This is a genomic window from Gilvimarinus agarilyticus, assembly GCF_000832015.1.
Lineage (GTDB): Bacteria > Pseudomonadota > Gammaproteobacteria > Pseudomonadales > Cellvibrionaceae > Gilvimarinus > Gilvimarinus agarilyticus.
This window is the reverse complement of sequence record NZ_JXCJ01000001.1, coordinates 638,601-652,028: the sequence shown is the minus strand read 5'-3', so window position 1 is coordinate 652,028 and position 13,428 is coordinate 638,601. Positions and strand designations below refer to the sequence as shown.

At 49.2% G+C, this 13,428-nt stretch carries 14 protein-coding genes; 5 read left to right on the top strand and 9 right to left on the bottom strand.

Annotated features, from left to right (window positions below; genetic code table 11):
• Positions 1–67: 67 nt before the first annotated feature.
• A complete protein-coding gene (locus tag SD69_RS02935) occupies positions 68–592 on the bottom strand; it encodes a lipocalin family protein (RefSeq protein WP_332307907.1) in 525 nt (174 codons plus the stop codon).
• Between the two features lie 569 nt (positions 593–1,161).
• On the opposite strand from SD69_RS02935, the gene SD69_RS02930 reads away from it, so the two are divergent.
• Both SD69_RS02930 and SD69_RS02925 read left to right on the top strand, forming a co-directional pair.
• The gene (locus SD69_RS02930; protein WP_041522016.1) at positions 1,162–1,593 is read left to right on the top strand and encodes a hypothetical protein; all 432 of its coding nucleotides are present in this window, start codon (positions 1,162–1,164) and stop codon (positions 1,591–1,593) included.
• A 51-nt stretch (positions 1,594–1,644) separates the two neighbouring features.
• Positions 1,645–3,078: a DUF6895 family protein gene (locus tag SD69_RS02925; protein WP_041522015.1), complete on the top strand. Its 1,434-nt coding sequence runs from the start codon at positions 1,645–1,647 to the stop codon at positions 3,076–3,078.
• Between the two features lie 15 nt (positions 3,079–3,093).
• Here SD69_RS02925 and SD69_RS02920 read toward each other — a convergent pair whose 3' ends face one another.
• Both SD69_RS02920 and SD69_RS02915 read right to left on the bottom strand, forming a co-directional pair.
• Positions 3,094–3,321 carry a VF530 family protein gene (locus tag SD69_RS02920; RefSeq protein WP_041522014.1) on the bottom strand — a complete coding sequence of 76 codons (228 nt, stop codon included), beginning with the start codon at positions 3,319–3,321 and terminating at the stop codon, positions 3,094–3,096.
• Between the two features lie 29 nt (positions 3,322–3,350).
• The gene (locus SD69_RS02915) at positions 3,351–3,779 is read right to left on the bottom strand and encodes a DUF3010 family protein (RefSeq protein WP_232301145.1); all 429 of its coding nucleotides are present in this window, start codon (positions 3,777–3,779) and stop codon (positions 3,351–3,353) included.
• A 277-nt stretch (positions 3,780–4,056) separates the two neighbouring features.
• On the opposite strand from SD69_RS02915, the gene SD69_RS02910 reads away from it, so the two are divergent.
• On the top strand, positions 4,057–4,269 hold the full coding sequence (locus SD69_RS02910) for a DUF3622 domain-containing protein (RefSeq protein ID WP_041522012.1): 213 nt from the start codon (positions 4,057–4,059) through the stop codon (positions 4,267–4,269).
• On the opposite strand, the gene SD69_RS02905 is transcribed toward SD69_RS02910, so the two are convergent.
• A complete protein-coding gene (locus SD69_RS02905; RefSeq protein ID WP_041522011.1) occupies positions 4,266–4,961 on the bottom strand; it encodes an alpha/beta hydrolase in 696 nt (231 codons plus the stop codon). The two genes, SD69_RS02910 and SD69_RS02905, sit on opposite strands and share 4 nt — an antisense overlap.
• Before the next feature lie 117 nt (positions 4,962–5,078).
• Positions 5,079–5,981 (bottom strand): diguanylate cyclase domain-containing protein, encoded by a 903-nt coding sequence (locus SD69_RS02900; protein ID WP_041522010.1) that lies wholly within the window; start codon positions 5,979–5,981, stop codon positions 5,079–5,081.
• 488 nt (positions 5,982–6,469) lie between these two features.
• Between SD69_RS02900 and SD69_RS02895 the strand changes: the two genes are divergently transcribed.
• Positions 6,470–6,877 carry a hypothetical protein gene (locus SD69_RS02895; RefSeq protein WP_041524373.1) on the top strand — a complete coding sequence of 136 codons (408 nt, stop codon included), beginning with the start codon at positions 6,470–6,472 and terminating at the stop codon, positions 6,875–6,877.
• 610 nt (positions 6,878–7,487) lie between these two features.
• Here SD69_RS02895 and SD69_RS02890 read toward each other — a convergent pair.
• The 3 genes from SD69_RS02890 to SD69_RS02880 all read right to left on the bottom strand — a co-directional run bounded on the left by SD69_RS02890 (position 7,488) and on the right by SD69_RS02880 (position 8,832).
• A complete protein-coding gene (locus SD69_RS02890) occupies positions 7,488–7,922 on the bottom strand; it encodes a hypothetical protein (RefSeq protein WP_041522009.1) in 435 nt (144 codons plus the stop codon).
• Positions 7,923–7,968: 46 nt separating this feature from the next.
• Positions 7,969–8,373 carry a hypothetical protein gene (locus SD69_RS02885; protein ID WP_041522008.1) on the bottom strand — a complete coding sequence of 135 codons (405 nt, stop codon included), beginning with the start codon at positions 8,371–8,373 and terminating at the stop codon, positions 7,969–7,971.
• A 150-nt stretch (positions 8,374–8,523) separates the two neighbouring features.
• A complete protein-coding gene (locus tag SD69_RS02880) occupies positions 8,524–8,832 on the bottom strand; it encodes a hypothetical protein (protein WP_041522007.1) in 309 nt (102 codons plus the stop codon).
• A 769-nt stretch (positions 8,833–9,601) separates the two neighbouring features.
• On the opposite strand from SD69_RS02880, the gene SD69_RS02870 reads away from it, so the two are divergent.
• Positions 9,602–10,621 carry an integron integrase gene (locus tag SD69_RS02870; RefSeq protein ID WP_041522005.1) on the top strand — a complete coding sequence of 340 codons (1,020 nt, stop codon included), beginning with the start codon at positions 9,602–9,604 and terminating at the stop codon, positions 10,619–10,621.
• A gap of 30 nt (positions 10,622–10,651) precedes the next feature.
• On the opposite strand, the gene acnA is transcribed toward SD69_RS02870, so the two are convergent.
• Positions 10,652–13,387, bottom strand: coding sequence for an aconitate hydratase AcnA (gene acnA / locus SD69_RS02865; RefSeq protein WP_041522004.1), 2,736 nt, complete (start codon positions 13,385–13,387; stop codon positions 10,652–10,654).
• Positions 13,388–13,428 lie beyond the last annotated feature (41 nt).

Sequence of the window (13,428 nt, the reverse complement as noted above, 5' to 3'; positions counted from 1 at the left end):
TAGCAACAAGACCATAAAAAAGCCCCGGCGATACGGCCGGGGCTTTTTTAACAACTCAAAAAAGTCACTATTGCTCGTTATTATGCTCGACGTAAATAAGCTCGTCAGTCGCAAAACCCAGCTCGCTCGCCCGCGTCTCAAACCGGTTAATAACCTCTGCCGATACAGTCGGAGTGCGAGACAGTAACCATAAATATCCGGTATCGGGCCCAGACACGAACGCGTACTGATAGTCATCATCTAACTCAAACACGATGTAAGATCCGTAAAAAGGCCCAAAAAAAGAAACCTTTAAAAAGGCGGTGTCGTCATCGTTGACAAATTTAGCTTTGCCTTCTGCTTCATCCCACTCATTTTTATCCGCATCGTAGCCGCGATTGATTACTTTCACGCTACCGTCATCGTTAAGGCTATAGTTTGCCGTTATTTGCGTTAACCCCTCCTCAAAGCTGTGATCCAACCGAGCAATCTCGTACCATTTACCCAGGTAGCGCTGCAGCTCAAAATTCTCTACAGGCTTAACCCCGTCGGGCGTACTTACACAAGACACCATCCAGAGCGATACTATAAGTAGTAGCCCACGCATCAACATATATCGATCTCCCTTAAGATTAAAATAACATTTCATACAGATCTATTAAGATATACGCTCCCACCGACCATCGAGATCACTCTTCTATGAAATGGGTTGCTAATTTAAATGAACCCAAAATACTAGCAAACACTAACGAATAGCTCTTTACAGGTTTATATTGACGGCTCAGATAAATTCAGAATCCGGATTTCTGTCGCCCTATTTAACAACCACGAAAAAAAATATTCGTTTTTTTAGATTATTTATAATTATATCGACACAACCATTATTCTATTTGTATTTTTCTTGACGCCTCACTAAACAGATTCAGAGTGTTTACGCGACAGAGTAAAATCCTCTCAACATTCCCAAACAATCGTTAACGCGCCACTTATTTTTTCATTTTCAGTCGTTTCAACAGCTTGGAATATAATCCTAAAAAATGTATTGGCTTTATATCACAAAGTATGTCGCTCTACATGACAAATTGACATCTAGCTTATGTGAGCTAAATTAATCAACCTCTTATCTGACAAACAGTTAAGAGTTATTTTTTACTAATTGCTTACAGCAAAAGGAGATTTATCATGCCCGATTTGAAGGATTTACCCTCACCCACCAATACCTCGTTGGTTCGCGTTAAAAAGAACTACACCCCCCTGGCACAAAGTAACATTATCAACACAAAAGTTACGGTAGGAAACTTGCTTGACGCACACCGAAAAATTATTGATCTTGGCGGAAGCAGCGCCGCCGATGGTGCCGAACTCGCTGGCCCCTGGTACATCTACAAAGAACTGACCGCTGATATTGGCGCAACCATTAGCGAAGACCAAATCAAAGTATTGGTAGAAGCGGGAGCCATTAACCGAGAGGTATCATTAAGCGAGCTCGTTAAGGTTGGGCAAGACTTTTCTGGTCCAAGCCTAGCGGCCGGTGGCGAGCTTGTTGGCCCTTGGTTTGTTCTAAAAGAGGGTAAAAATGCAATAGAAACCGTTGGTGATATTACCAAAATGTAACAGCATAATAAGTAAGGCGGGTTACCGCCTTACTTTCAAAGGAGACACACAATGTCCTGTAATGGAATACTGCCCGTATTATGGCTAGATCAACATATCGATTTGTTTTTCCCGCCCTTAGATACTGCTACATTTGATAGCAATCTTTTGCAACGTACCGGCGAGCTCGCAATTCTATATCGTTCGCTTTGGGTAAGCAACCTGGGGCCAACTGACCTGATGCGCAACTGGAAAGGCAAGTTCTTCGACTACTTAAACAGCAATGAACTAATAGAGGTCGCCCGTAAAACACCAGAGCGTTCGTGGGCATGGCTTATGCCTTATTTTATTTTTAAAGACATTCACGGTATGAATATCGAAGAGCATGAAAGAACACTACGCTACGCACGGTCTCGCGGATACCCAGAGGTATCAGAGGTAGTTCCATACCGAAGAATGGATCAACTTTATTTTCTATCGTTGTCGACCGAAAACGAACTTGACATATCTTCACTGATCGAGCCCACCTCTATCGGCCACTGTACCAACCTATTATCCATCAACCGAGAAACCGCCTACAGCATCACCCACACTCTTTTCTACGCCAACGACTTCGGTTTAAAAGTTATGAAGGACGAGCACCCCGCTAAAAGGTTTTGTGAAACTATTATCGAAAGTCTCTTGGCGGAGTACACAAACAATAAAGATTGGGATGTTCTGGGTGAGCTATTAATCGTGGCCAACAGCATTCAAGGCTTTAATTCGTGTACGTTTGAATTTTATAGAACAGTATTCCAGGCCCAGATGTCACCTCTGGGTTACACTCCACCATCTGAGAAAACCGCGCAAGTAATATCCGATAATTTATCAAGAGAGGAGTTTTTTGGTGCGCTCTACCATACAACATTGGTATCCGCCCTCTTATCCTGCTCAACCTCTTTTACGCCAACTCAATACGTCACTGATTTTACCCTCGCTGGATTATCACACATACCGCTAGAGCCGCTTCTTCATACTGTCGTTCAATCACGAAACAGTGCCGTAGAATATTTGAACGATGTTTGTGCGAGAGGCGACTCCGTCATTCCGTTAGAGCCAACGACAACTAAAGATCTTCCCTATGATCCTGAAGAACCCAATACAACTAAAGTCCTTTTTGATCGCGACCAACTACTGCAATGGCTCGCCAGCGGTAGGAAGATCGACAGCAAAGGTTCCGTCGACATATGCACAGTAGCAGAGAGCTACGCTCGCCACGGTGACCTCGAGGTCGTATTGAAAATCGTTGAACATTGCCCTGAGGTCACCCTGACTCAGCCACGCTGGGCGTCAATCGCACAGTTTCTTTTAGCACAGCAAAAACTTGACGGCAGCATTGGTTACTTTACCCAAGAGTCACGCCAGCTAGCGGCCACGAATATCGAAGAACTGCGCACCAGCCTAACCGACGGCTATGTTAATGCCTTTGACGCATTGCTCGATCGAACACTAGCGAAAGCCGCCTAAGCAACATTACAAGCGTTATTTGCAATGCGACAAAGTCGAGACGTACAACGCCTCGACTTTGTCCCGCGCCCAGGGGGTTTTACGCAAGAACTTAAGGGATGATTTTACCGAAGGGTCTTTTTTAAAGCAGTTAATATTTATCTGTTCGGCCAATGCTTCCCAGCCGTAGTGCTCAACCAACCGGGTTACCACCTGCTCTAAGGTAATACCGTGTAACGGATTGTTCGGCTGTTCCTGGCTCATAGATTTTACTCTTTCTTTTAACTCGTCCGCTAATCCTGCATATGAGCAACATAGGCGACAACAAATGCCTGCTCCTGAAACCCTTTAAGGCCTGTCTCAGAAAACGGAATCGGTAACGGTTTATCGGCCAGCGTCTGCTTGATGGCGGCCGATGAGTAAAGCTCGACCTCAATATCGCTCATCAGTTGAAGCGCTGCCTCAAGCTTAAAGCTAACCGCGCCGCCGGCAAACTTACCTTTGGTCAGGCGCTCGCGAATAACCACCTTGTCTACCTGATAGTCCTGCATAAGCTTGGCAAAAGTTGCCTGAAACTTTTGCAAGTCATCCCGACTGTGCATTTTGGGCAAGCTAATTTTACGCACCCGACAATCGGGCAGGGTAAATTGCTGTTGCGCCAGCTCCAATAAACACACAACGGCATCGTTGCCGGTTAATTCCACACCACAAACTCTCATCATTTCACCTTCTGCTATCAGGTTTTAGCGCCGTCTATGTTAAGGCCTACACCGGCAAATTACCCGGAATATGCAATGGCGCCGGAATGGATCTTTAGAAATAGCTGCACACGCAAGCACTAAGCGAGTCAAAGCGGTTGCCAGACGCTTATAGGCGTGCATAATGCACACACTGACGCCGCACCACGCGTTTGGGGCAATTCTAACGCCCCCACCCGGTGCGAGCTAGCATCACTGCAATTAATGTATCGCAACAGCACCCTGGGGTGCAGGAGCAACCATGGCCACTGGCAAAAAATTTGACTATCGCGTCACTGAAGTAGATGGCGCCTGGCGCGCCGAGCTAACCCGCCGCGCCACCGCTCGCAAAACCCTTGTGTCAAAGTCGCAAGACGGGTTTGCCACTCAAGCCGATGCAACCACTTGGGCCGAAGCGGAGTTAAAAACCCTGCTGGCCAACGTGCGCGCCCGTCAAGAGGCCAAAAGCCGCTAGGCTCTGGTCAGCACAGGCAAACAGCGGTTAATAAACGCACTGATATCCGCTATCTGCTCGCGACAGACTTCATGCGCCATCGGATAACGGTGCGACTCGTACTGATACCCATGCGCCTGCAATACCGCTTCAGCCCGCGCAGCCAGTGCGGGCACCACCACATCGTCGTTTAACCCGTGCTGGATCGAAATAGGCAAAGCTTGGTTCGCCGCATTGAAGCTACATGTTTCACTGGTGGCAAAATAAGTCGATAGCGCCATCAAGCCCGCCAGCGGCTTGGCAAAGTTTAAGGCGGCATCAAACGCTACAGCCCCGCCCTGAGAGAAACCGGCCAGCAGTATTCGCTCGCTGTTGATACCCGCCGCCACCTGCTGCTCAATAATATCGCCAATCGCCGCGCTGGCCTGGGCCAAATGTTCGGCATTAAATTTGCGATCCACGTCCAAGCTCAGTAGATCGTACCAAGCCGGCATTTGATACCCACCATTAACACTAACCGGCAATGTGGGTGCCTGCGGAAACACAAACCGAATACGGGCACCGGGCGCCAAGCTTAGCTCTGGCAACAGGTTGGCAAAATCATTACAGCTGGCCCCTAACCCATGCAGCCAAATAACACAGGCATCGCTATCGCCGGCGTTGGGGTTTTCCAGGGTTAAGCATTCTAATGAGGCAAACGGGTTACTCGGCATAAAAAGGCTCCACATCAATCCGGGCGTGCCTAAACGCAGGCCATCGGCGCATTCAATTCAGTAGCGCATAGTAAAGCAGTGCCCTACACGAGGCAAAAGCCGGTGTATCTGCAGCTCTTAGAGGGCTTCACCCCGCTCATTATCGGCTGACGAGAATACCACCGAGCAGTTTCCACCAGCCTTTTTCGCCCGGTACATCGCTTGGTCGGCATTTTGAATCAACTGTTGCTCGTTATTGCCGTGCTCGGGGAAATGGGCGATACCAATGCTGGGCGCCAGTGTCAGGCTTATGCCATCGATGTTGTACCCCCGGTTGAGCTCAGCGCGGATTTTTTCAGCCACCCTAAGCACAAGCGAAGCCTCAGGGATACCATTTAACAACACCAAAAACTCGTCGCCCCCCAGCCGCCCAACGGTATCGGATACTCGTACACTGGCACTCAGCCGCTGCGCAATATCCTGCAATAACTTATCACCCACTGCGTGACCATAGCTATCATTCACCGGTTTAAAGCCATCCATGTCAATAAATAGCAGCGACAAATAGGTTTTCTCGCGCTTTGCCGTAGCCAGTGCGGTTAACAACCGATCTTGCAATAGAACACGATTGGGCAAATTAGTAAGCTGGTCGTGCGCTGCCATATGGCTAAGCCGATCTTCCATTTGTTTACGTTCAGTAATGTCGTGTGCTACAGCGATACGAGCTTGGTGCCTCTCTGACCAGCGCGCCGTCCAAAGTACATGCACAACGCGCCCGTCTTTACGTACCCAGCGGTTCTCAAAATGCGGGCTCGGCTCGCCTGCCAGCAAGGTGCCAACGGTGCTTAAGGTTCGGGCCTGATCATCGGGGTGCACCAAATCAATCATCGGCGTACCCAAGACCTCCTCGGGTTTATAGCCAAAGATTTGCTCAAACGCAGCACTGACAAACAAAAAGCTTCCGGCCCGATCAACCACGCAGACGGCATTAAGCATTAAATCCATCACATCGGCCAGGTCGATCAACTCACCGGTCTTCATACGGCAATAATCTCTGTACGCGTTATTCGTTATTAAGTGAATAGTGCTCAAAGGCACTCACCTGCTTACTGAGTTATAGCATCAATATACGACACTTAAAGACTTTCGCGCCAGTACCGGGCAAACCTCCACACCCAATCCGCGCCAGCATAGCAGCCAGTCAACTGACGATCCCGAATACGGCTTTTTATAGAGTTAACAAAACCTTACTAAGCTCATTCATCATCCCACCGGCTTATTTTAGCTTTTATTGGCGACGGTGTTATAAGTCAACCTTCGCTCCATGCGAATCGGTCACCTACGTCGGCTGAACGTATCCACGCTTTTTACCGTAAAGCACTGACGACGCAGGAGCATATCGCTGTCCACCCAACCGTTGGAAACTTTGGCTACCACTCTCACAGCCAACGCCCCCACTTTCATTGATAAAGCACACTTGTTACGGTATATTTCCCGCCCAATTTAAATATATGGATGTAATCGAAAACATGAAAAAGAAGAGTTTACTAATCAGCACACTGCCTTTGATTATCTTCACCGGGTGTGCATCTACACCAACACCTCCGATCCAGGCTCAAGAAAAAACCATTACCCACGAAGGTAAGGAATACACAGTAGGTGGCCAGTACGACGTAGACCGGAACAACCTGCAACTTACTGTCAATGGCGACCCCGTCATGAAGGGCAGCTTCCCTCCCTACACACCCACCCTCAACCTTGCCAGTGAGTATCAAAACCTGGATATTTCCAGTTATTGCTACTTCGGCTCTGTATTGAATAACCAAGGCGGCGTATTTGGTGCAGTGGCTGGCGCCATTCAGTCCTCTAACGCTAAATCTGGCGACAAATGTGACATTAAAATTGCCGGTGAAAAAGTCGAAAGCTTATTCTTCTAGCCGAATATAGTCGACTCAATACTTTATGAAGTCGCTAGCCCCACTCGGGAACAACTCATGACTCGAGTATAGCGATTGTAAGCCGGTGGTGAGATATTCACCCCGGCTGCCGCCCCCACTACCCCAGAAATTTTCGAGCCAGCCCCATAAAAGACGAAAAAATTATTTCGAACGGCGCGAGAACACTAGCGACGACCAGGCCGAACCGTAATCTTCCCCGTCACGTACTCAACACCCTCGGCAATGATGTCTCCGATGACAATAGGAAAAGCATCGAGCGTGGCCCTAAAAAATAGAATTTATCGTATCGGCATTCATAAGATGCTCCCACGTACTGGGTTACCTAAAAATCAGTGACAGTTTTGGCCGCGGATACAAAGCTTGCCAGTTGCTTTATTACCTATCATTAATATCTACCATAGTTAGGGCTCCGTGCTTAACGCCAGCCATAAGCGGCGGACCAACAGGGGCGTCCGGTGGAAGGCAATCGGCCCGGAACAGACTTAATAGCATTGTTAGTTGGTCATCCATCGATGCTCTCAAGCGTTGAGACACCGTTTTCGACAGCCAAGCAAAAATAGTGGCCCGCCTTTTCGCAGAATAATGTTATTCACCAGGCATCTATTGCATTTCCATCCCGAGGCACAGAGAACCCATCAACCACGAATTCCTTTTTCCAACATTCAGGCAAATCCTCTTTGAACCAGTCTTTCCAACCTTCCCGAACACTAGACTCAACTAAAGGAAACAGCAACTCAAGGTCGGATAAATAGTGTTTAGCGAAAACAACTTCGTCGGATGTAGGCTCCGGATTTACACAGGTTTCATAGTTGTCCTCTGCATAAAGGCCAACAGTTTTAGCTGAAAGCTCCGACTCCAAATCAAATTCTGCCTCCCAGCGGGTGTGCTCACCTTTTGGCCACAACCACAGTCTTGAGAAGTACTCATGGTTCGTTTTTATTACCTTGCCGCTACCACGGCTTCTGTACCAATAGATCAATCCAAAAAGAGCGACGAGCACTGTGAGAGTTAATACAAAGCTCATGTTTCCTTCTCAGCTAACGCCTAAAACAGCGGTTTATCCGCTGATTTTACTTGTTATAACCCCAATCTACCCGCTGATTATGTAAACACGGAGAAAATACTACGTTACCATTTCCGTCCGCTACGGCCTTATTGACGTATGTGACGCTTGCGTAGCTATTTTTCAGGAAAGGTAAAGTTCCCACAACAATATAAACCCCACTGCTCGGATACTCGTCAAAGTCAGTAAACTTATGCATTACTGTCATGGACTCCCCAACAAATAACTCAGCTGAATTTAATTCAAAACCCTCAAATTCTAGTGGTGCAACAATTAGCATTTCGACTCGTTTATCATCTGTGGGAATCTTGTCATAGCTGTTAACAACACTAATGGGAATTTTATCGTCCCCACACCCAAAGACTGAAGAACAGAAAAAACAAAAGGTCAATAATAGGCAATATTTAATCATGCTTCCTTCCGGTTATAACGCCGTTATAACCGGCCGGAACGTAGTTGATTTGTTTGCGGTAGCGTAGCGTTAAACCGCAAACGAAGCAACGGAGTGGAGGTCCAGCCAGCTTGCTGGCGAGGGTTGTTAACTTTGTTATACGTTTGATGCTTAGACAAAAGTACCAGTCTCACTGTCATAGATTTTTGCGCCCATAAAAGCCGCAATCCTTTTAACGATGTCAGCTTGAGCACCCGTCAATGTACAGTTGAAAGTGATTGCTCTTGGCTCTGCCAAATCATCGATTGAGAAATAAATGAGTATTTCACCTTCTTCATGACAGAACTCTTCCGTACTTGGTACATATCCAAGTACTTTTTCGAAAGCCTTGGACAGCTCGGAAACACTAAAAATGGACGGCACCCAGTCTTTATCTAGATCATCAACGTCTTTGTCTGTTTGAACAATTATCCCTATCATCGTGATCTCCGACTACGTATAACGCCGCCAGAACGCGGCAATTTTGGAGTTGATTTTTGGTGGCAGCGTAGCGACCGCCACCAAAAAGCGACGGAAAAATTGCTCGCTGTTACTGGCCTTGTTATATGCCACTAGCTGACCCGAAGTGACCAGCCAAAACTATGCATGCTGCAATTATTGTAAGTAGGCCAACTGCACTACACCAAAAACCTTCTCTTCGACCTGAGTAGTCATCAAGGTAGACCACCTGCTTAGACGCCGGATATTTACCAAGGGTGATTATTTTACAGATAGGCCAACCAACCCAGTAACAGATTGTTCCAAAGAAGATTTCAGCAAGAAAGTAACCAATTGCCCGAACAAATCCCCTTCCGATGTCGTCTCCAAAATCATCCATCTTTTCGTCGCTCCTGATTACATATAACAGCTAATTCATGCGACTAAGTCGCACTTTGTCCCGGCACCCTATCACCGCTAGAGGCTGGCTTAAAGTATGCTCGGAGGTGCTTGAAAAATAAGAAAAAACAGGCATTTTTTGACAGCTCCTTGTCTGGGGGAAAGTGCGACTGGCTTTAATTGAAAAGCTAATGTAATGTTTTTTACTGTACTGCGCAAGCTTCCTTCAACCTACTGAATTAATTAGAAAAATATCAATCCCACTCACGTTATCTACTCACCTTGTTCAAGGGTTTCCCCTGAACACGGGTTTGAACTTAGTTGAGACCCCGACTAACCTGTATATAAACACAGCACAAGCGCGGAGCTAATCATGGAGAGAGCCTCAGATATCCCAGTGTATGTACCTGAAAAATCGGCCAGATTTATGGATCAGCTGCGAGCGTTTATGCGGTTCCGGCAGCTCTCATACCGTACAGAGCAAACTTATGTTCACTGGATTTTGAAATTTATACGCTTTCACAATAAGGCCCATCCATCGACCCTTGATGAAAAAGCGGTAGAAGCTTGGCTTACTCATTTAGCCACTGAACGAAACAACGCGGTGGCAACCCAGAAAATTGCACTTAATGCGATAGTGTTTCTTTATCGTCAATTTTTACGTCAGCCACTTGAGAATATGAATTTTAAGCGAGCTAAGCAGTCGCAGCGCGTCCCTACCGTGCTTTCACATACGGAGGCTAAAACGCTTATTGATTTAGCCACTAACCCTTATCGGCTTATGTTTGCACTGATGTATGGCGCTGGGTTGCGACAAGCAGAGTGTTTGTCATTGCGAATACTGGATATAGATATTGAAAATCTTATGTTAGTAGTTCGCCATGGCAAGGGGCGTAAAGACCGAACAACCCTATTACCTAAAGCGCTGCTAATTGATATCCAGCAGCAAATTGAACACGTCAACGCTATTCATGCGATGGACTTGCAACGGGGCTTTGGCGAGGTTTATTTACCCGACTCACTCGCCAGAAAGTATCCCCGAGCAGCGTTTCAAACTAAGTGGCAATATTTATTTCCATCCAGTAGGCCAGGGCCTTGTCCACGCACGGGCGTTATTCGTCGACACCATTTGCACCACAGCGCGGTACGAAAGCATTTAACCACCTGTGTTAATAGCTCCTCGATTGCTAAACATATATCTTGCCACACCTTTCGGCACTCATTTGCCACAAGGCTTTTAGAGCAGGGCTATGATCTTAGAACCATACAGCAGTTGTTAGGTCATACGGATGTAAGGACTACTGAAATTTATACGCATGTCGTGAAGCAAGGAAAGCTAGGCGTGATAAGCCCTTTTGATGGTGTTCGGGAAGAATATACTCGCTACGCCTAAGCATAGCGAGCATACGGCGTGCGAATTGAATTAGCCCGCCAACTGCCTTAACACATAATGCAGGATGCCACCGTGACGGTAGTAGTCCCACTCTACGGCGGTGTCGATGCGTACCCGCACCTCAAACGTTGTATCTTTACCGCCTTTTTGCGCGGTGATTTTTAAGGTTTTGGGTTCACCGTCGATGGGTTCAAAATCAAAGCTCTCGGTGCCGTCTAGCCCCAACGATTCCACACTGTCACCGTCTTTAAACTGCAGCGGCAGCACGCCAAAACCCACAAGGTTAGAGCGGTGAATTCGCTCGAAACTTTGCGCGATGACCGCCTTAATACCCAGCAAGTTAGTGCCTTTGGCGGCCCAGTCGCGGCTAGAGCCGGTGCCGTACTCTTTACCGGCGAGCACAATTAGGGGCACGTTATCGGCTTGGTACTTTTGCGAGGCCTCGTAGATGCTCATTTGCTCGTCGGTGGGCAGGTAGGTGGTCCAGCCGCCTTCGGTGCCGGGGGCCAACTGGTTTTTAAGCCGCACATTCGCAAAGGTGCCGCGCACCATCACTTCATCGTTGCCGCGGCGCGAGCCGTAGCTGTTGAAATCTTCGGGTTCGACACCCTTGTCGCGCAGGTATTGCCCCGCTGGGCTGTCGGGCTTAATGGCGCCGGCGGGCGAGATATGGTCGGTGGTAATCGAGTCACCCACTTTTACCAGGCAGCGAGCTTCGGTGATGCGCGGCGGCTCGGGCAGCTCCATGGTCATGCCGTCAAAGTACGGCGGTTTTTTCACGTAGGTAGATTCGGGCCAGGAGTAGATTTCGTCCTCTGGCACGGGCAACGCTTGCCAAGCCTCGGTGCCTTTAAACACATCGGCGTATTTATCGGCGTAAATGCCCTCGGTCATGGCGCTGGCGATGGTGTCGGCCACCTCTTGCGGGGTGGGCCAGATATCGCGCAGATAAATATTCTCGCCGTCTTTGCTTTGCCCCAACGGCTCGTTGAGTAAATCCACATTCATGTTGCCCGCTAATGCGTAGGCCACCACCAATGGCGGCGAGGCCAGGTAGTTGGCTCTTACATCCTGGTGAATGCGCCCCTCAAAGTTGCGGTTGCCCGACAGTACTCCGGCGACTAATAAGTCACCCGCGCGCACAGCGTTTTGCACCGGGGGCGGCAAGGGGCCCGAGTTGCCGATACAAGTGGTGCAACCAAAACCGACGATATCAAAACCAAGCTCGGCCAGAGGGTCGAGTAAGCCGGCGTTTTTCATGTAGGCCGGCACCACTTGCGAGCCGGGGGCAAACGAGGTTTTCACCCACGGCTTGGTCGTTAAACCCAGTGCGTGCGCTTTTTGAGCCACCAAGCCGGCAGCCACCAGCACGGCGGGGTTGGAGGTGTTGGTACACGAGGTAATAGCGGCAATCACCACGGCGCCGTGATTGAGCATAAACTCCTGGCCGTTCATCTCGACCGGTACCGCGCCACGCTCGTGCAGGTTGGTGTTGTCGATGGCGGTTTGGCCGCCCTCGCCGACAAAGCGTGAATCGGCATCTGTGGTAATCACCTCGTCGGCCTCGTCAAACTCGCTTTGCAGCAAGGCGTCAAACGCCGATTTGGCGTCGGTTAAAGCGATGCGATCTTGCGGGCGCTTGGGGCCGGCCAGGCTAGGTACCACGTCGCCCAAATCAAGATGCAGGGTATCGCTGTAGTCGGCTACCGGGTCGTCATCATAACGCCATAAGTCTTGCTCTTTGGCGTAGGCCTCGACCAAATCGATTTGCTCTTGGTCGCGCCCGGTAAGCTCCATGTAGCGCAGGGTTTCGCCATCAACCGGAAAGATACCGCAGGTGGCGCCGTATTCGGGTGCCATGTTGGCGATGGTGGCGCGATCGGCCAGCGGCAACTTGGCCAAGCCTGGGCCGTAAAATTCGACAAACTTACCTACCACACCGCGCTCGCGCAGCATTTGGGTAACCGTAAGCACCAAGTCGGTGGCGGTGGCCGAGGGCGGCAACTCGCCTTTTAGCTCAAACCCGACTACCTCGGGAATTAGCATGGTAATGGGCTGGCCCAACATAGCGGCCTCGGCCTCGATGCCGCCCACACCCCAGCCGAGCACGCCCAGGCCGTTGATCATGGTGGTGTGGGAGTCTGTGCCAACTAAGGTATCGGGCAATGCCACGCGCTCGTCGCCGTGCTCCTCGAGCAATACTACTTTGGCCAAGTACTCGAGGTTTACCTGATGCACAATGCCTGTGCCCGGTGGCACCACGCGAAAATTAGAAAACGCCTGCTGGCCCCAGCGCAAAAACTGGTAGCGCTCGTTGTTGCGCTCAAACTCTTTCTCGGTGTTTTTTTGCAGAGAGTCGGGGTTGCCAAAATAATCGACCATCACCGAGTGGTCGATGACCAAATCCACGGCCCCCAGCGGGTTGATTTTGGCCGGGTCGCCTTTTAAATCGCGCATGGCGGCGCGCATCGCGGCTAAATCGACCACCGCCGGCACCCCCGTAAAGTCCTGCAGCACCACTCGGGCGGGGGTAAAGTTGACCTGCTCGGTGGCTTCATCCGAGCCCTTCCAGCGGCACAGGGTTTCGATATCCTGGCGCGTTACGTTTTTACCGTCCTCTTTGCGCAGTAGATTCTCAAGCAAGATTTTTAGGCAGTACGGCAGGCGCTTTAAGTCGTACTGATCGGCTAGCGCACCTAACCGGTAGTAGGTGTAGTCTGTGTCATTTACGCGCAGCGTACTGCGTGATTTAAAGCTGTCGCTCACTGCAACCTCCAAGTCACTGGTTTGTCTCACGATTGATTAAG